This window comes from Pantoea sp. UBA5035 (assembly GCF_002415245.1).
Taxonomy (GTDB): Bacteria; Pseudomonadota; Gammaproteobacteria; order Enterobacterales; family Enterobacteriaceae; genus Pantoea; species Pantoea septica.
In genome coordinates this window covers 162,569-180,337 of the sequence record NZ_DICD01000004.1, presented here as the reverse complement: position 1 = coordinate 180,337, position 17,769 = coordinate 162,569, and the positions used below count along the sequence as shown (strand labels likewise).

Genomic DNA, 17,769 nt, shown 5'->3' with positions numbered 1-17,769 from the left:
GCAAGTTTCGTTCGCCTGACGGGGGGGGGGTTTCATTCCGCCCGCTGCAGGCGACCGGGCAGGGCCGGTAGGCGCCGGCCCTGCACCCGCGCCCCGGGCCAGCTCACCCGCCCGCTGCGCGGGTCCCTTCGCTCGCTCAGGATTTCTGACGGACCGCGCAGGACAGGCCGTCCTGGCCTGGCCCGCGCTTTCGGCGACGTCCTGTCGCCTCATCCTGAAATCCTTCCTCCGCTCAGCGGCTGCGATGGCCCCCACAACCCCCGCTGCAAATCCTGATTATTGAAGGCGCAGCCTCATCGCTGGAAGCATGAATCATGCGTTCAGACGACGCTGTCGTTAATAAAAAATAAGGAAACTCACAGGCGGGGCAGTGTCAGAGGCATCCGACACGCTGAGGCGCGCACGGCGGCCAGGACGAGCCGACAGGACGTCGGCGAGAGCGCGGCATGAGACAGGATGTCGAATCCGCGCGGTCCGTGCGGCCGACGTAAGCAACGAAGGGACCGCGCGGAGCGCGGCGTGGAGGCTGCCGGAAGCCGGGATTGTTAAGGGGCTGGCGAGCCCCTTAACACGCACGCCAGCAGCGGCGCTGCTGAAACTCCCTGCCGCCTGGCGGGCGAAACCCGCTCAGAGCCTGTTCGCGTAGCAGACTTAAGCCGCCTGGCGGGCGGAACCCGCTCAGAGCCACCTGCGCAGCAGGCCAACCCGCCTGGCGGGCGGAACCCGCTCAGAGCCGCCTGCGCAGCAGGCCAACCCGCCTGGCGGGCGGAACCCGCTCAGCCCCGCCTGCGCAGCAGACACCCTGTCAATAACGTCGATAGCTGCGCTGCGCCGTACTCACCTTATACAAATAGCGCCGCGACTCTGCAGACGGATGCTGCGTCGTCAGCGTGTTATAAACCTGGCTCGGCGACATATTATTAATGGCGTTAAAGGCGCGATCCTTATCGCTGGAGAAGACGCGCAGCACGCTGCCCGCACCGCCGTTGTAGGCGGTGATCACCGCATAGCGACGCGACACCGGATCCTGAATCCCGCCCAGATAGCTCTTCTGCAACAGCGAAAGATAGGCGGTGCCCGCATCAATATTGTTCTCGGGATCGAGCAGATAGCTGCGGCTCGGCTTGCCCCACTTGCCCTTCATGCGGAACACATCGACGCCTGCGGTATGCTGCACTACCTGCATCAGCCCCAGCGCGTCGGAATGGCTGACCGCATAGGGGTTGAAGCTCGACTCGGTCTGCATAATCGCCAGAATCAGCGACGCGTCGACGCCATACTGCTCGGCGGCCTTACGCACCATCGGCAGATATTTGTGCGCACGCTTGTCGAGGTGGTTAGGCACCATCGGAATGGTGACCGAGTAGATGACATGCAGGCCGGAAACGCGACGCTGCAGTTTATTTTGCAGCAGGTAATCGGCGAAGTTGCCCGCGCGGCCCTGCCAGCGAATCGGCTGGCCGGTGTTGTCCAGCACCTGGCCGTAGAGCAGCGGCTCTTTACTGATGACAATATCGTTGGCGTCGGAATAAAGATCGACATTGCCTGGATCGTCGCCGATCAGCAGCGTGGTCACGATCGCCTGGCGCAGGCTGGCCATGGGATCGGTACCGGAAATGGTTTCGATAGTAATGTTGCCGCTTTCGAAGTTGATATGGCTGCGGGTGTAATAGTTGTCGCTGTATTTGACGTAATCTTTCGGTCCGGCGATCAGGACTTCGTTGATACCCCAAATGTTCTCGATGTTATGCGCAAACTGGCCCATTAAAATATCGAAGCCGTTGGTGTCCTTTACCCACTCTTCGTGATACTGCGAAGACTTCTTTCCTGAACAGGAGACCAAAAGAGGAGCGATCACCAGCAGTGCGAGTAATTTCTTATTCATTGTAAATACGTGCCTGACCCGGAAAAGAGAGGGGCCTCAACGCTGAGGCCCTAAAATTTATGCTTCTGGCGGCGTATAGCCTTCGATGTGGACCTCTTTGCCTTCAAACAGGAAATTCACCATCTCCTTCTCCAGCACCTTGCGGTCTTCCGGATTCATCATGTTGAGCTTTTTCTCGTTGATCAACATGGTCTGTTTGGCCATCCACTTCTGCCAGGCTTCTTTCGAGATCTCATTGTAGATGCGCTTACCGATTTCGCCCGGATAGAGCTGGAAATCCTGCCCTTCGGCGTCGCGCTGTAGAAACGTACAAAAAATCGTGCGGCTCATTACTTTTCCTCTCTAATCTCATGCCGGTGCAGGGCCAGCTGTTGCGGGTGACGCAGCTCGTGAAGAAGCCGCTCAACCGGCGCCGCAAGCCCCACTGACGGCGGCTGGGCTAAGTTATACCAGAGACCGCCGGGTTCATCCATCGCCGCCCCGACAGATGACCACGATAGCCACATTGGCACGATATCCAGATGGAAATGGCTAAAGGTATGGCGAAACGCGGTGAGCTGCTGCGGCTTCGCAGCGATGCCGCGCGCCTGCAGCCAGTCGTGCAGCGCCTCCTCTGTAGTGAACTGCGGGAAGCAGAACAGACCGCCCCACAATCCCACCGGCGGACGCTGCTCCAGCCAGACATCATCGCCATCCTGCAGCAGCAAAAACCAGCCGCTGCGCTCCGGCAGGATCTGCTTCGGCTTTTTGCCGGGATAGCTCGCCTGGCTATTGTTGGCGTAGGCGATACAGCCGCTGTTAAGCGGACAGATGTCGCATTTGGGCTTCGACCGAGTGCAGACCAGCGCGCCGAGATCCATCATCGCCTGATTGAACTGGCTAACGCCCTCCGCCGGCGTGACGGTTTCGCTGATTTCCCACAGTCGCTTCTCGACATCCTTTTTACCCGGCCAGCCGCCAACCGCGTAGCAGCGGGCCAGCACGCGCTTTACGTTGCCGTCGAGAATAGGGAAGTGCTGGCCAAGCGACAGCGACAGTACCGCCCCTGCGGTGGAGCGTCCGACGCCAGGCAGCGCCGCAACCTCGTCGAAGCTCTGCGGGAACTCGCCCTGATGCTGGTCGGCGATCTGCTTCGCCGCCTTATGCAGGTTGCGCGCGCGGGCGTAGTAGCCGAGCCCGGTCCAGAGGTGCAGCACCTCGTCGAGCGGTGCGGCGGCCAGATCGGCGACGGTGGGAAAGCGCGCCATAAAGCGTTCGAAATAGGGAATAACGGTGGCGACCTGGGTCTGCTGCAGCATAACTTCAGAGAGCCACACCTTATAGGGCGTTTTCTCCTGCTGCCACGGCAGGGTCTTGCGGCCAAAGCGCTGATACCAGTCCAGCACCTGTTGCGCGAACTGCGGCGCTTGCATCATAAGAAGGAAATTTTCCGTGATTACTCTACACTCAGGCAGGCATTCCAGCACAGGCGCGGCCCCGGTGTAAACCTGAAGATCGCAAGGGCTTGCTTCTGCTAATTAACTTTGCATAATGCGCCTTTCCCCAAACAGGCTACTCAGCAGGCTACAACATGATTAATGACGTCATCACTCCGGAATTTGATGAGAACGGGCGGCCGCTGCGCCGTATACGCAGTTTTGTGCGCCGCCAGGGGCGTCTGACCAAAGGGCAGCAGCTGGCGCTCGACCAATACTGGCCGGAGATGGGCGTTGAGTTTCAACCCGAGCCGCTGGATCTGACGCGCCTGTTTGGCCGCGACGCGCCGGTGGTGCTGGAGATCGGCTTCGGCATGGGCGCGTCGCTGGTGACCATGGCGCAGAACAACCCGCAGCAGAACTTCCTTGGCATCGAAGTGCACGCGCCGGGCGTGGGCGCCTGCCTCGCCTCCGCGAAAGAGGCGAACGTCGAGAACCTGCGCGTGATGTGCCACGATGCGGTGGAAGTGCTGGAGAAGATGATCCCGGATAACTCGCTGCGCATGGTGCAGCTTTTCTTCCCCGATCCCTGGCATAAAGCGCGCCACAACAAGCGCCGCATCGTGCAGACGCCTTTCGCCGAACTGGTGATGCGCAAGCTGAAGCTGGGCGGGGTGTTTCATATGGCGACCGACTGGGAAGCCTACGCCGAACATATGCTGGAAGTGATGAACGGCATCGACGGCTATAAAAATCAGTCGGAAACCCAGGATTACGTGCCGCGTCCGGAGACGCGTCCACTGACCAAATTTGAGCAGCGCGGGCAGCGACTGGGCCACGGCGTTTGGGACTTAATGTTTGAGAGGATTAAATAATGGCCACACATCGCAGCCGCCGTTTACGTAAAAAACTGCATCTCGACGAATTTCAGGAGCTGGGCTTCTCGGTCGCCTGGCGCTTCGCCGACGGCACCACGGAACAGCAAATTGATAAAACCGTCGACGACTTTATCAACGAAGTGATCGCGCCGAACGGCCTGGCCTATGACGGCAGCGGCTATCTGGTGTGGGAAGGATTGATCTGTCTGCAAAAGACCGGCAAGTGCACCGACGAGCACCGCGAGCTGGTGCGTAAGTGGCTGGAAGATCGTCAGCTGAGTGATGTGCAGGTTACCGAACTTTTCGACGTCTGGTGGGACTAAGTTCCGTATCGGCCTGGCTTGCTTGCGCTATTGACGCCGGGCAGTGCTCGCCTTCCTCACGTACTGCAGTACGCTCCGGAGGCTGTGCGCTGGCCGTCGCCAATAGCGCTGCGCCGCCGACGGCCGACCTGTCATTACAGCGCCTGGTTCACATAGTAGGGAGAGATTATGGTTCGTAAAACGCTTATCGCCGCGCTGCTGCTGGCAGCGACGCAGGCGCAGGCTGCCTGGGAGTGCAGCGTTAAACCGCAGGATGACGTGGTGATTAAGCCGCAAAGCGTGCAGGTGGTCGGCGCAAACGGCAACCTGGAGATCTCCCCGCAGGGCGATGTGCAGCTTAACGGCCAGAAGGTGACGGTGAACAACGCGCAGCGCCAGCAGGCTATCGACTACCAGAACGCGCTGCGTCGCGATCTGCCGTGGATCGATACCGGCGCCTCGTCGCGCCTGGAGAAGGGCCGCATCGCGCTGGATAAGGTGATTGTCGAGAAGCTCGGCGCCGACAGCAACGTGCGCAACCGCCTTACCACGCTCAACGGTCAGCTGAAGCAGCAGATGAACCGCATTATCGAACATCGCGACGACGGCCTGACCTTCCATCATCAGGCGATCGACCAGGTGCGCGCCGACGGCGAACGTCTGGTGCAGAGCACCATGGGCGGCGTGCTGCAGGATAGCCTGAACGAGATGGGCAGCAAGCAGGCGAGCGGCAGCAATCCGCTACAGGCGATCATGGGCAACCTGGGCGGGCTACAGCAGTCGATTCAGGCGGAGTGGAGCAATCAGGAGCAGGATTTCAAAAACTTCGGGCAGGAAGTCTGTAATCGCGTGATTAGCCTTGAAGATCAGCGCAAGAAGCTGGTCGGCAGCGTGAAGTCGTAAAGAAAGCGGCGCGCTTGTCGATTTCAGGCGCGCCTTGCGGAGTTACTCGTTGCCCCACTGGTTAAGAAACTCAGCGATCTCGTCAATGCGCTGCGCGTCGATGCCTGCTTCCACAGCCATCTCCTGCTGCGCTTCTTCGCTGATTTCCTCGTTATTCATCAGGCGCGTAATCAGCAGCTGGAAATAGCGCGCCAGCGAATCGCGTTCTGAGTCGCTAACCGGCTTGTTGCTCTCCGTCGCATACTCATCCGCAACGTCGTAGTATCTGATTGGTGTTTCATCGTTCATAAAGAGTCTCCAGGGTAACGCCTGTTGTACTTTCGGGACTGTCTGCCGTATCTCAGACTTTGAGCATTTTCGCCGTGGCATCTACGTCGATCTCATCTTCCGAGAAGATCAGCGTCGTTCCCTGGAAAGTGGTGATCGCCAGCTTTCTCACCGCGCGCATTTCGCCAGGCTTCGCTTCAGTTTTCGGCCGGATGTTATTCAGCAGCGAGCCCACAGAGAGCACGGTATTCTCTTTATCGATGCGGCTATCCGCCGGCACCTCTTCGCTGAAGACCACGAAAGATTTGATTGCGGTGAGCTTGATGCGCTCGCCAGCGATAAAGATATATTTGCTCTCCGGGAGCACCTTCACAGCATAGGCTGACAGCCCTTTGCTGTTGGTGGTGGGTTCGAAGGTCACCGCCGCATTCTTTTTGATTAGCTCAGGGTTAGCGACCTTGATCACATGAAAATAGCGGTTGTCGCCATTTTCATCTTTGATAAATCCAAAACCTTTGTCCTGAAACCAGGTTGTGATCGTTCCGTTCATCGCCGTTACCGCCTGTTTAATCGTTAATCTACTCAGTTTTTGCAGCGCGCAGTGTAATGCACAATGGCAGTGCCGACTACGGCTTTGGGTAAGTGTGGATGATAAATTTAACGGGTGCGAGGAGTGAGCGGGCCGCTCTAAGGGAAACAGATATGAAAAAACCCGCACAGGGCGGGTTTTTTTCGTTATCAGCGGCAGCTTAGCCGCTCAGGCTTGCGCCTTCATCGCTATTGTAAGCGTCGCTGATAACCGGCGCGTCTTACAGCGCGGTGACGTTGCCGGCAGCAGGGCCTTTAGCACCATTTTCGATGGTGAAAGAGACTTTCTGGCCTTCGTCGAGGGTTTTGTAGCTGTCGCTCTGGATTGCAGAGAAGTGTACGAATACATCTTTGCTGCCGTCGTCCGGAGTGATGAAGCCGAAACCTTTGTCAGAGTTGAACCATTTTACTAAACCAGTCATTTTGTTAGACATAGATATTTCCTTAATTTATGAGCCACTTAAAGCGGCGAAGATGGCCTGAGAATTACTTATGGGCGCTTAGGAGGAGCTCACGAAGAAGGGTATCTTTGGATAACACTTGAACTGAGGACTGCTTTACTAAAACTGCTTTCATAAGGTCTGTATTCCAAACCGATGGCGCTATTAAGCCACAGCGCATGAGGTCTGGCAACATTTATATTAATTTATTTTAACCACTTATACACCTGGACGGCTGCATGGATATAAGCTTACCCGTCAATGCAGCAGGTCAGCCGTCTCGCTGAGATGGTAGCCAGTTCACAACTCTGGGCTTAGCCAGCCGCTGGCCGCCTGCGTGCATGATAGTCTTGCCTGATGCCGCGCACTCGCTCCTATATAACAGGTTGTATGAAACGCAGATTGCCTTTTCAGGTAAAACTCTTTCTCTCGCTGGTGCTGTTTTCCTGCCTGCTGCTGGCGCTGCAGGGCGCGATTCTGTTTCATTTTATCGACCGGCAGCTGCATCACGATCTGGGGCAGCGCGCGCGCGTGCAGGCGAGCGAAATTGCGCTGATGCCCGGCCTGGCGGAGAAGGTGGCGAGCCGCGATATCGCGGCCATCGCCCGCTTGATCCAGCCGCTGCGCGAGCAAAGCGACGCGAGCTATATCGTGATCGGCGACGCGCGCGAGCAGCATCTCTACCACTCTGAATCGCCCGAACGCCTTAACTTGCCGCTGATTGGCGGCGATAATGCCGAGGTGCTGCAGGGGAAAACCATTATTTCGGTGCGTAAGGGCGGCATCGGCGTATCGCTGCGCAGCAAAGCTCCTATCTTTGATGATCGCCATCAGGTGATCGGCATCGTCTCGGTCGGTTATCTCACCTCCTATATCGCCAATATCAACGTTAGTCTGCTGTGGCAGGCGAGCCTGTACGGCCTGGCGCTGCTGATTTTGCTGTTTATTTTTTCATGGGCTTTTAGCCGCAACCTCAAGAAGCAGATGTTCTGGCTGGAGCCGAAAGATATCGCGCTGCTGGTGCTGCAGCAAAAAGCGCTGCTCGAGGCGATGTATGAAGGGGTGTTCGCCGTTAACGCCGAAAAGCAGCTGATTTTAATCAATCGCGCCGCCAGGGAGCTGCTGGAGATCGATCGCAGCGAGAGTGAACTGCTGGGCAAGCCGCTGCATGAGGTGATGCAGATCCATCCCGCTTTTCTCAGCCAGAGCGGCGGACAAGAGAGCGGACGCCAGCACGATCAGATCACCGTCCTGAATCAGCGTCAGGTGATCGTCAACCGGGTCGCTATCGATCTTGAACCTGGCGTACCGGGCGGCTGGGTCTGCAGCTTTCGCGATAAAAACGACATCAATACCCTGAGCAGCCAGCTGAGCCAGGTAAAGCGCTATGCGGATAATCTGCGCATTATGCGCCATGAACAGCTCAACTGGACCGCCACGCTGGTGGGGCTGCTGCAGATGCAGCGCTACGACGATGCGATGCGCTATATTCAGGCGCAGTCCGCCGGCGCGCAGCAGGTGCTCGATTTCGTCTCGGCGCGCTTTACTTCGCCGGCGCTGTGCGGGCTGCTGCTGGGGAAATATGTCAGCGCGCGGGAAAAAGGGGTCGAGCTACAGTTCGATCCCGCCTGCCAGCTTATGCGCATTCCCGCGACCATTAGCGAAACCGCGCTGATGTCGGTGGTGGGCAACGTTCTGGATAATGCCGTAGACGCTACGCTCAACGTGAAAAAGCCCGCTCCGCCGGTGGAGCTCTATATTTCCGATCGCAATCAGGAGCTGTTGATCGAAGTGGCCGATCAGGGCTGCGGCGTGGACGAACAGCTGAAACCGCATCTGTTCGAGCAGGGCGTGACCAGCAAGCCTTCCAGCGGCGACGATCCGCTCGGCTCGGAGCACGGCATCGGCCTCTATCTGGCGGCGGGATACGTTCATCAGGCGGGCGGCAGCATCGAAATCAATGACAATGCGCCGCAGGGAACAATTTTTACCATTTTTATCCCGTTCCCGTCCGCCGCTTCGACAGGAATTTCTCATGAACAACGCTAAGCCGCTTAAGGTAGTGATTGTGGAAGATGAGCCGCATCTCGCCGATTTGCACCGCGAGTTTATCGAGCAGCATTTCCATCTGCGCGTGGCGGGCATTGCGGCCACGCTGGAACAGGCGCGCCAGCTGATCGAGCAGCATCAGCCGCGGCTGGTGCTGCTCGACAACTACCTGCCGGACGGGCAGGGCGTTACGCTAATCGACGACCCGCTGCTGAAGCGTTTTGACTGTTCCGTGATCTTTATTACCGCCGCGAGCGACATGCAGACCTGTAGCCATGCGATGCGCAGCGGCGCGCTGGACTATCTGCTCAAGCCGGTCTTTTTTCACCGCCTGCGCGCCTCGCTGGAACGCTTTATGCTGCTGGTGCAGACGATGCGCCAGATGACCAATGTAGACCAGCATGCGCTGGACAAGCTGTTCAACCTGCCGGCCAGCGACGCGCCGCCCGCGCCGTCGACTAAAGGCATCGAGTCTCTGACCCTGACGCGAGTTAAACGCTTTTTCAGCGATGCGCCTGACCGCAGCTGGTCGGTGGAGCAGGTGGTAGAGAGCGTCGGGATCAGTAAAACCACCGGCCGCCGTTATCTGGAGTATTGCGTGGAGATCGGCTTTATCGGCGTCGAAATGCAGTATGGCAATATTGGCCATCCGCGCCGACTCTATCGCAAAATTAGCGGCCTGTAATAGTGTGATCGCGCGCAATAAGGGCACGCGTCGCCTGCGTGGTTTTAATGGTGTTAATTGCCGAAAAAACGCCAATAATCACACTTCGCGAAGATAACGCCAGGGCACCTCTTGTCTGGCGGACCCGATCGGCTATGTTGACCCTTAGTTCCTAAAGTGTAACTAAAAGGTTAAATATAATGTCGAACAAATATCCTCTTACTCTGGTTGCCGCTACTGTATTTATCTCCTGTTCCGCCTTTTCCGCGCCGCCGCAGGGCTATCCGGCGGACTACCAGGGCGTTATTGACGCCGCGACCAAAGAAGGCAAAGTGGTGATCTATTCCACCACCGACACCAAAGCCGCAGGGCCGCTGATCAAGGGGTTTGAGGCCACCTATCCCGGCATCAAAGTCGAATATAACGATATGAACAGCACCGAGCTGTACAACCGCTTTATCAGCGAACAGGCCTCCGGCGGCACCAGCGGCGACGTGGTCTGGAGCTCCTCTATGGATACCGGCCTGAAGCTGGCGACCGACTACGCCCAGGAGTATCAGTCGCCTGAACTCGCTCAGCTGCCGAAGTGGGCAGTGTGGAAAAACCGCGCGTACGGCACCACCTACGAGCCGGTGGTGATCATCTATAACAAGCGGCTGATCCCGGCTGGCGAGGTGCCCGATTCCCACGCCGCGCTGGCGAAGCTGATCGCCAGTCAGACTGACAAATTCAAGAGCAAAGTCACCACCTACGATATCGAAAAATCGGGGCTGGGCTTTATGCTGTCGGTGCAGGATTCCAAAGCCGATCCGCAATATTTCAAAACCTTGTCTGAAGTGGCGAAGGGCGGCTTAGCGGTGCAGTCCTCTACCGGCACCATGATGGAGAGGGTCTCCTCCGGCGAAAACCTGATCGGCTTCAATATTCTCGGCTCCTATGCTGAAGCCCGCGCCAAAACCGATCCTTCGCTGGGCATCTCTTATCCGAAGGATTACACGCTGGTGCTGTCGCGCGTCTCCTTTATCAGCCAGCAGGCGCAGAACAGTCATGCGGCGAAGCTGTGGCTCGATTATGTCCTCTCTGAAAAAGGGCAAACCATTCTGGCGAATCAGGCCGACATTCCCTCGCTGCGTAACGATATCGAAGGCAAAAACGATATCGACGGCCTGACCAAAATGTTAGGCAACGCGCTGAAGCCTATCCCGGTAGACGAAAGCCTGCTGGAGTACCTGCAGCCGAAAAAACGTCTGGATTACATCAAACAGTGGCGCGCAGCCGCCGGTAAATAACGGCAGTCTGGAAGCGCGGCCCGCTGCGTCGCGCTTCTCTTTCCTAAGATTTCGCCATTCAGGGTCTCAATATGAATGCATTGCGCAGAAAGTGGCAAAGCCTGCCGCGCGGCGTCGTGGTGCTGTTAACCGCGCTGGTTATCTATGTTCCGCTGTCGTTTATCGTTATCCAGAGCTTTTTATCCGCACCCTTTTTTGCGCCGTCAAAAGAGTGGAGCCTGGAGTCATTTGAATTTATTTTCACCGACCCCGACTTCTACAAGGCGCTGAAAAGCGGCTTTATTCTCGCCTTTGGGCTGGTGATTATCGCCATTCCGCTGGGCGGCATCCTGGCGTTTCTGATGGTGCGTACCGACTTGCCGGGCAGACGCATTATCGAGCCGCTGATCCTCGTGCCGATCTTCGTCTCGCCGATGGTGCTGGGTTTCGGCTATGTGGTGGCCGCCGGGCCGGTCGGCTTCTTCTCGCTGTGGGCGCAGTCCCTGCTCGGCTTTGTGCCGTGGAATATCTACGATATGTCGAGCATCGTGGTGATTGCCGGGCTGACGCACGTTCCCCATGCCTACCTCTATATCTCATCGGCGCTGCGCAGCGTGGGATCGGATGTCGAGGAGGCGGCGCGCATCGCCGGCGCCTCGCCGCTGCAGGTGATGACGGCGGTGAGCCTGCCGATGGTGCGACCCTCGATCCTCTATGCCGTGGTGCTGCTGTTCTTTCTCGGACTGGAAGTCTTCGGCCTGATGCTGGTTCTGGGCGATCCCGAAGGCAATATGGTGCTGGCGACCTATCTCTACCAGCTGACCAACAAGCTCGGCACGCCTTCATATCACCTGATGGCCGCAGTGGCCGTGGTGCTGATCTGCATCACCATTCCGCTGGTGATGCTGCAGCGCCGCCTGATGCGCACCGCCAACCGCTTCGTGACCGTTAAGGGCAAAGCTTCCCAGGCGCGCGCCTTGCCGCTGGGGAAATGGCGCTGGGTGGCGGGTGCGGTGGTGGCGTTCTGGCTGACCGTGACCATCGGCGTGCCGCTGCTGGGCGTGGTGCTGCGCGCCTTTATCTCTAACTGGGGCGTCGGCGTCTCGCTGTGGGACGAGCTGTCGATCAAAACCTTCCAGACTATCTGGGCGCAGCCAAATCTGCTGCGCGCCATCGTCAACTCCATGGCGATCGGCGTGATCGGCGGCGCGCTAGCGGTGGGATGCTACCTGTTCATCGGCATCGCCATGCACCGCAAGCCTGACAACACCACGCGCTTTCTCGACTACAGCGTGCTGGTGCCGCGCGCCGTGCCGGGGCTGCTGGCGGGCCTGGCGTTTCTCTGGGTGTTTTTGTTCCTGCCGCTGTGGCTAGACAACTCGCTTAAATCGGGCTGGCTTTCCGATTTCGCCTGGTCGCAGTGGCTGCGCGATAACCTTATCGTCTGGCTGCGCTCGCTGCGTAGCACCATCTTCAGCGTCTGGCTGGCCTATACCGTGGTATGGATGGCCTATGGCCTGCGGCTGATCTCTTCGACGCTGCTGCAGGTGGGGCCCGAGCTGGAAGAGGCGGCACGCAGCACCGGCGCCACGCGCGGGCAGATTACGCGCCACGTGACGATCCCGCTCTCACGCTACGGCCTGATCGGCTCCTGGCTGCTGATGTTCCTGATTTTTGAACGCGAATACTCCACCGGCGTTTATCTGCTGTCGCCCGGCACGGAAACCATCGGCTCGATGCTGGTTTCCCTGTGGGCCGCGGGCGCGATCGATATCGTCGCCGCGCTCTCCTTTATTAACATCCTGCTGGTGGTGGTAGGCCTGGGTATCGCCCTGCGATTTGGAGTTAAATTACATGATTGAATTATCAGTAGAAGATCTGCATTTAACCTATGGCGACAACCCGGTTCTGAAAGGGGTCTCCATGAATTTACAGCGCGGCGAAGTGGTGTCGCTGCTGGGCCCCTCCGGCAGCGGCAAAACGACGCTGCTGCGCGCCGTCGCCGGACTGGAAAAGCCGACGCAGGGCAAGATTATCATCGGCAAAAACCAGGTGTATGCGGGTACGCCGCGCAGCGAGATCCCGGCGGAAGAGCGCAACCTCGGGCTGGTATTCCAGTCATACGCGCTGTGGCCGCACAAGACGGTGTTTGAGAACGTGGCCTATCCGTTAAAGCTGCGTAAGGTCGCTTCTGCGGAGATTAATCAGCGGGTGCAGGACGTACTCAACCAGCTGGGGCTGGGCCATCTGGGCAAGCGCCATCCGCACCAGCTTTCCGGCGGACAGCAGCAGCGCGTCGCCATCGGCCGTGCGCTGGTGTATAACCCACCGGTGATCCTGCTGGATGAGCCGCTATCGAACCTCGACGCCAAACTGCGCGAAGAGGCGCGCGTCTTCCTGCGTGAGTTGATTATCAAGCTCGGGCTGTCGGCGCTGATGGTGACGCACGACCAAAACGAGGCGATGGCGATTTCCGACCGCATCCTGCTGCTGAATAACGGCAAGATCGAGCAGCAGGGCACGCCGCAGGAGATGTACGGCTCGCCGAAAACTCTTTTCACCGCCGAGTTCATGGGCAGCAACAACCGGCTGCACGGAAAAATCACCGAGCTGCGCGACGGTAAAGCGCGTATCGAAGGCAAAGGCTGGAGCCTGTGGGGCAGAGCGGGAGAAGGGGTGCAGCTGGGCCAGGAGGCCACGGCGGTGATCCGCGTAGAGCGCGTGAGGCTGGTGGAAGGGCCGGGCGAGAACCAGCTGGAACTGCCGCTGGTCACCAGCATGTATCTCGGCGACCGCTGGGAGTACCTGTTCCGCACCGCAGGCGACGATTTCGCTATTCGCGCCTACGGCCATGAGGTGCGTGACCCGCAGCACTGCTATCTGGCGCTGCCGGAAAACCATTTGTGGATCTTCCCGAAAGCATAACGGTGAGGGCGGCCTGCGCCGCCCTCGTTATTAAAAATTATGCTAGTACGGCTCTGAGGTCAGGTAAACAGGAACAGAAAACAGCGCACCCTTTATCTGGTAGACCGGAGCGTTGTGGAAAGCAAAAACATCTCCTTTGACGGATAGGTAGATTGCGTTGTTTTCGACCTTTTGAAACGCATTCGGGTCGGCGGTAATTAAAAACGGCTGTCTGTCAGCGGCCAGGCTATTTATGAAGTCCTTATCACTTTTACTGGCGTCAAACAGATAATAGCGATACGAAAAATCTGTAGTTGCGCCTGCATCCGCTTCGGTAATGTAGAGAGCAGCGTGAGTATTAATGTTTACTTTTCTAAGGATTTTTTGTTCAAGAGGGGACAGTTGAGTGAGTTTATAAATGCCATAGCTCAGCGTTATTGCCAGAATAGCTATGACCACATATCTCTTTTTAAAACCCAGCGCGCTTCGCATATTCAATCCCAGCTCTTATCCAGTATTGATCGTCCGGATCATCCCCGTATGGACTAGCGCCATACCAGTCGCCATATTCAGGCCTGCTGGTCCCTGCGCGACTTTGAGCCCAGCCTGCTCCGCGTAACAATACGGAATCTGCGATCCCAGCGGCATGGCCAGTAGCACCATAGTTGAAATTACCAAAATTAGCATACTGCCGACCACATTGATTTTTATAATCCCAGGGACCATGGCCTCTTACCTGTAAATAAAACCATGCGTAAGTTAATGCAGAGGGGCCTTTATGTAATCTTGCCATCATCATGTTATTTATAACTGAAACGCCAGGCGGTGAAAAAGAAGCGCTATCATATGGTGGGTTAGGAGAGGCTGCTAATGTGGGGTATCTCATTTTTCAAGACCTTTCATTCCAGCTATCCGAGAAGATTATATTTCCGTCGCAATGTTTCCATGTAATCCTGTCATACGCCATCTCTATGCATTCCAGATGGTTGTGTTTTTCTTTTTGGCTATCTTTTGTATCGTGCATTATTGGCGGTATGCCGACAATCTTGACGTTCTCAAGCAGAATATTGAAATATTCTTCCTCTTGTCCTGCATAATTGATTTGATACCACTTAAATTCAGCTTCCTTTAGCGTTTGTCCTGTCGCTACGGCTTTGTAAAGATAGGGAGACGAGGAATCAAACTCCTTTTGAAAAATGACCGGGCCGTGTTTTCTTGTTCCTGTTATTTTGCCTGTCAACGGGTCGGTCATAAGTCTCAGGTTATGAGAAAAACCAGTGACTTCAATGCTTCCTTCTCGATTAGCGACATCAACGGAACCTTTAATTTTCGCTCCGCCATCGTCTTTAAGCCATAGATATGATGGTATTGCCATTTTTCGCTGCTCCTTGCTTAACTGCGTAAAGGGAAATTTATATGCTGTCTTTAAAAAATAATGCAAATTGAAAACTATGAATAAATACAATCTACGTCATTAATTAAAAGAATATTATCTTTTTTTTGGTAGTTAAATTTAATTTAGCTGGCGAAAAAAATATTACCAATTCTAAAGTAATATGCATGTATCGAGTAAGATATGAAGATGTGTTTAATTTGTAAATTGTGACATGATTTGAAAGGGTTTGAGACTGCTTCATGCTAATAACATTATAATTCTTACTACTTAGGTGAGGTTTTTCTGGGTTAATAAAGGCTGCCGCGATTAAAATTGTGGAAGTGACAGGCCAGTTGCTGAATCCGCTGGTTCAGAAAGGGGGCATGTTTATAATATGGCGCTGATTAAATATTTAAATATATGATGCTGTTATTTATATGAGTGCATCGCATACTCATTCTTCATGAGCTCGAACTTTTGCGACAATCATTCATAAAAAAGCCGACCCAGGGTCGGCTTTTCCACTTACTCCTCCGCTAAAAACAGCTCCAGCAGCGAGTTCAAAAACAGCTTACCTTTTTCGGTTATCTGCCAGTGCGTGGCGCTCTCCGCGACGTAGCCCGCTGCGATCGCCGCATCCATCTGTGGGCGAATGGTCTGCTCGCTCAGGCCGGTATAGCGCGCAAACTCCTCGCGCGGCGCCGCTTCCAGCAGGCGGAAACGGTTCATGAAGTACTCGAACGGCTTCTCCGCGTCGTCGACCTCATACTGCTTCTCCTGATAGCGGCCCTGCATAAAGCCGCGCGGGTGGCGCGTCTTCACGGTGCGCACGATGCGCCCGTCAGGCTGGGTCAGCTTGCCGTGCGCGCCGCAGCCGATGCCGAGGTAGTCACCGAAGCGCCAGTAGTTGAGGTTGTGCTCGCAGCGGTAGCCCGGCTTCGCGTAGGCGGAGGTCTCATACTGCTGATAGCCGGCGGCGGTCAGCAGACGATCCCCTTGCTCGAAAATTTCCCACAGCGCGTCGTCGTCCGGCAGCGTCGGCGGACGCGAGCCGAACAGCGTATTCGGCTCGATAGTCAGCTGATACCAGGAGAGATGCGGCGGGTTGAGCGCGATCGCCTGCTTCAGGTCGCTCAGCGCCTCCTCCAGCGACTGATTGGGCAGGCCGTGCATCAGGTCGAGGTTAAAGCTGCGCAGATGCAGCCCTTCAGCCAGCTGCGCGGCGCGCTTCGCCTCGTCCGGGCCGTGAATGCGCCCCAGCCGCTCCAGCTTCTGCGGGTCGAAGCTCTGCACGCCGATAGAGATACGGTTAATGCCCGCCCGCTGATAGGCGCTGAAGCGGTCCGCCTCTACGGTGCCGGGATTGGCCTCCATGGTGATCTCCGCATCCGCCGCCAGCGGCAGCCGCGCGCGCACGCCGTCCATCAGCATCTGCATCGCCTCGCCGCTCAGCAGGCTCGGCGTGCCGCCGCCGATAAAAATGGTGCGCACGGCGCGCCCGTGGGTCAGCGGCAGGTCGTTTTCCAGATCGCGCAGCAGGTGCTGCACATACTCGACGTGCGGCACCTCGCCTTTTAACGCATGGGAGTTGAAGTCGCAGTAGGGGCACTTCTGCACGCACCACGGAATATGGATGTAGAGGCTTAACGGCGGTAAATCAGGCATTGCGCATCGCTTCCAGCAGCAGCGTCAATGCTTTGCCTCGATGAGAAACCGCGCCTTTTTCCGTTTTGCTTAGCTCGGCGGCGGTTTTGCCCAGTTCGGGCACGTAGAAAATCGGATCGTAGCCGAAACCGCCTTCGCCGGCGGCGGAGCGGGTGATTTCGCCCGCCCAGCTGCCGTGGAACACCAGCGGCGTCGGATCTTCCGCATGGCGCAGATAGACCAGCACACAGTGGAACTGCGCCTGACGTTCGCCGTCCGGCACCGTTTCCAGCGCGTTCAGCAGTTTCTCAAGGTTCTCCCGATCGCTGGCCGCCTCGCCGGCGTAGCGCGCCGAATAGATGCCGGGCGCGCCGCCCAGCGCATCCACCGCCAGGCCCGAATCGTCGGCGATGGCGGGCAGGCCGGTGATCTGCGCGGCGTGACGCGCTTTCAGAATGGCGTTTTCAATAAAGGTCAGGCCGGTCTCTTCCGCCGACTCTACGCCCAGATCGGTTTGCGACACGATATCCAGGCCAAAGGCGGAGAGGAGATCCGCCAGTTCACGTACCTTGCCGGGATTGCCGGTGGCGAGCACAACTTTTTGCATAGCAGTTCCAGTCATATTTACAGCAGAAACCAGAGGCCCGGAAACAGGTCCATTCCGAGGAAGTTCAGGGCGTAGAGCACCAGAATCACAATCATCGCCGAGAAATCGATGCCGCCCATCGCAGGCAGAATGCGGCGAATCGGCGACATCAGCGGTTCAGTCAGCTGCACCAGCACATAGTCCAGCGGGCCGCGTCCCTGGCTGATCCAGCTCATCAGCGAGCGAATGATGATCACCCAGAACACCAGATAACCGGCGGATTTAACCAGCGACAGCAGGCCGACCAGCAGATTGGCCGGATCGACCGAGAAGGCGCCGACCTGGATCAGCAGCAAAATCGGGTATTTCAGCGTCGTCAGCACAAATGCCAGCAGCAGCGAGGCGGTATCGATCGGACCGATAGCCGGAATAATGCGGCGCAGCGGCTTGATAATCGGCTGGGTGATCTTCACCACGAACTGCGACAGCGGATTATAAAAGTCGCAGCGCGACCACTGCATCCAGATGCGCAGCAGCAGCACCATCACATACAGGTCGATCAGCGTTTTGACTAAAAACGTCAGTGTTAACATGAGGTTCC

Annotated in this window: 20 protein-coding genes; 8 read left to right on the top strand and 12 right to left on the bottom strand. The window is 57.0% G+C overall.

Annotation, left to right across the window (positions count from 1 at the left end):
- Positions 1 to 805: 805 nt before the first annotated feature.
- The 3 genes from mltC to mutY are packed head-to-tail and all read right to left on the bottom strand — an operon-like array spanning position 806 to position 3,300.
- Positions 806 to 1,885 carry a membrane-bound lytic murein transglycosylase MltC gene (gene mltC / locus B3229_RS03805; RefSeq protein ID WP_048780871.1) on the bottom strand — a complete coding sequence of 360 codons (1,080 nt, stop codon included), beginning with the start codon at positions 1,883 to 1,885 and terminating at the stop codon, positions 806 to 808.
- A gap of 57 nt (positions 1,886 to 1,942) precedes the next feature.
- The gene (locus tag B3229_RS03800; RefSeq protein WP_033752305.1) at positions 1,943 to 2,215 is read right to left on the bottom strand and encodes an oxidative damage protection protein; all 273 of its coding nucleotides are present in this window, start codon (positions 2,213 to 2,215) and stop codon (positions 1,943 to 1,945) included.
- Positions 2,215 to 3,300 carry an A/G-specific adenine glycosylase gene (gene mutY, locus B3229_RS03795; RefSeq protein ID WP_286868783.1) on the bottom strand — a complete coding sequence of 362 codons (1,086 nt, stop codon included), beginning with the start codon at positions 3,298 to 3,300 and terminating at the stop codon, positions 2,215 to 2,217. The genes B3229_RS03800 and mutY overlap by 1 nt, the downstream gene beginning before the upstream one ends.
- Positions 3,301 to 3,455: 155 nt before the next feature.
- Between mutY and trmB the strand changes: the two genes are divergently transcribed.
- The 3 genes from trmB to B3229_RS03780 all read left to right on the top strand — a co-directional run bounded on the left by trmB (position 3,456) and on the right by B3229_RS03780 (position 5,383).
- Positions 3,456 to 4,175, top strand: coding sequence for a tRNA (guanosine(46)-N7)-methyltransferase TrmB (trmB, locus tag B3229_RS03790; protein WP_048780873.1), 720 nt, complete (start codon positions 3,456 to 3,458; stop codon positions 4,173 to 4,175).
- On the top strand, positions 4,175 to 4,501 hold the full coding sequence (locus tag B3229_RS03785; RefSeq protein ID WP_048780874.1) for a YggL family protein: 327 nt from the start codon (positions 4,175 to 4,177) through the stop codon (positions 4,499 to 4,501). Before trmB ends, B3229_RS03785 begins: the two co-directional genes overlap by 1 nt.
- Before the next feature lie 168 nt (positions 4,502 to 4,669).
- Complete coding sequence (locus B3229_RS03780; RefSeq protein ID WP_048780875.1) at positions 4,670 to 5,383, top strand: DUF2884 domain-containing protein; 714 nt, start codon at positions 4,670 to 4,672, stop codon at positions 5,381 to 5,383.
- Positions 5,384 to 5,425: 42 nt separating this feature from the next.
- Here the strand turns inward: B3229_RS03780 and B3229_RS03775 are convergent, their stop codons facing one another.
- The 3 genes from B3229_RS03775 to cspE all read right to left on the bottom strand — a co-directional run bounded on the left by B3229_RS03775 (position 5,426) and on the right by cspE (position 6,672).
- Positions 5,426 to 5,671 (bottom strand): DUF2543 family protein, encoded by a 246-nt coding sequence (locus B3229_RS03775; protein WP_048780876.1) that lies wholly within the window; start codon positions 5,669 to 5,671, stop codon positions 5,426 to 5,428.
- Positions 5,672 to 5,723: 52 nt separating this feature from the next.
- Positions 5,724 to 6,200, bottom strand: a complete 477-nt coding sequence (locus tag B3229_RS03770) for a cold-shock protein (protein WP_048780877.1) — start codon at positions 6,198 to 6,200, stop codon at positions 5,724 to 5,726.
- Positions 6,201 to 6,459: 259 nt separating this feature from the next.
- Positions 6,460 to 6,672 (bottom strand): transcription antiterminator/RNA stability regulator CspE, encoded by a 213-nt coding sequence (gene cspE, locus B3229_RS03765; RefSeq protein ID WP_023479762.1) that lies wholly within the window; start codon positions 6,670 to 6,672, stop codon positions 6,460 to 6,462.
- A gap of 396 nt (positions 6,673 to 7,068) precedes the next feature.
- Here cspE and B3229_RS03760 point away from each other — a divergent pair, with 396 nt between their 5' ends.
- The 5 genes from B3229_RS03760 to B3229_RS03740 all read left to right on the top strand — a co-directional run bounded on the left by B3229_RS03760 (position 7,069) and on the right by B3229_RS03740 (position 13,584).
- The gene (locus B3229_RS03760) at positions 7,069 to 8,727 is read left to right on the top strand and encodes an ATP-binding protein (protein ID WP_048780878.1); all 1,659 of its coding nucleotides are present in this window, start codon (positions 7,069 to 7,071) and stop codon (positions 8,725 to 8,727) included.
- Entirely contained in the window at positions 8,714 to 9,412 is a 699-nt protein-coding gene (locus B3229_RS03755; protein WP_033752278.1) for a response regulator, read from the top strand. The genes B3229_RS03760 and B3229_RS03755 overlap by 14 nt, the downstream gene beginning before the upstream one ends.
- Positions 9,413 to 9,591: 179 nt before the next feature.
- Positions 9,592 to 10,680 carry an ABC transporter substrate-binding protein gene (locus tag B3229_RS03750; RefSeq protein WP_048780879.1) on the top strand — a complete coding sequence of 363 codons (1,089 nt, stop codon included), beginning with the start codon at positions 9,592 to 9,594 and terminating at the stop codon, positions 10,678 to 10,680.
- A 71-nt stretch (positions 10,681 to 10,751) separates the two neighbouring features.
- Entirely contained in the window at positions 10,752 to 12,521 is a 1,770-nt protein-coding gene (locus B3229_RS03745) for an ABC transporter permease (RefSeq protein WP_033752272.1), read from the top strand.
- Positions 12,514 to 13,584 (top strand): ABC transporter ATP-binding protein, encoded by a 1,071-nt coding sequence (locus B3229_RS03740; RefSeq protein ID WP_286868763.1) that lies wholly within the window; start codon positions 12,514 to 12,516, stop codon positions 13,582 to 13,584. The genes B3229_RS03745 and B3229_RS03740 overlap by 8 nt, the downstream gene beginning before the upstream one ends.
- Before the next feature lie 42 nt (positions 13,585 to 13,626).
- Here the strand turns inward: B3229_RS03740 and B3229_RS03735 are convergent, their stop codons facing one another.
- The 6 genes from B3229_RS03735 to B3229_RS03710 form a co-directional block, all read right to left on the bottom strand.
- Positions 13,627 to 14,055, bottom strand: a complete 429-nt coding sequence (locus B3229_RS03735; RefSeq protein WP_286868761.1) for a hypothetical protein — start codon at positions 14,053 to 14,055, stop codon at positions 13,627 to 13,629.
- Positions 14,033 to 14,449 (bottom strand): polymorphic toxin type 44 domain-containing protein, encoded by a 417-nt coding sequence (locus tag B3229_RS03730; RefSeq protein WP_286868758.1) that lies wholly within the window; start codon positions 14,447 to 14,449, stop codon positions 14,033 to 14,035. Before B3229_RS03730 ends, B3229_RS03735 begins: the two co-directional genes overlap by 23 nt.
- Positions 14,450 to 14,452: 3 nt before the next feature.
- Positions 14,453 to 14,938 carry an Hcp family type VI secretion system effector gene (locus B3229_RS03725; protein WP_286868756.1) on the bottom strand — a complete coding sequence of 162 codons (486 nt, stop codon included), beginning with the start codon at positions 14,936 to 14,938 and terminating at the stop codon, positions 14,453 to 14,455.
- 525 nt (positions 14,939 to 15,463) lie between these two features.
- On the bottom strand, positions 15,464 to 16,603 hold the full coding sequence (hemW, locus tag B3229_RS03720) for a radical SAM family heme chaperone HemW (protein ID WP_286868754.1): 1,140 nt from the start codon (positions 16,601 to 16,603) through the stop codon (positions 15,464 to 15,466).
- On the bottom strand, positions 16,596 to 17,189 hold the full coding sequence (locus tag B3229_RS03715; RefSeq protein WP_286868753.1) for an XTP/dITP diphosphatase: 594 nt from the start codon (positions 17,187 to 17,189) through the stop codon (positions 16,596 to 16,598). Before B3229_RS03715 ends, hemW begins: the two co-directional genes overlap by 8 nt.
- Before the next feature lie 17 nt (positions 17,190 to 17,206).
- Positions 17,207 to 17,761 carry a YggT family protein gene (locus B3229_RS03710; RefSeq protein ID WP_033752264.1) on the bottom strand — a complete coding sequence of 185 codons (555 nt, stop codon included), beginning with the start codon at positions 17,759 to 17,761 and terminating at the stop codon, positions 17,207 to 17,209.
- Positions 17,762 to 17,769: the final 8 nt, after the last annotated feature.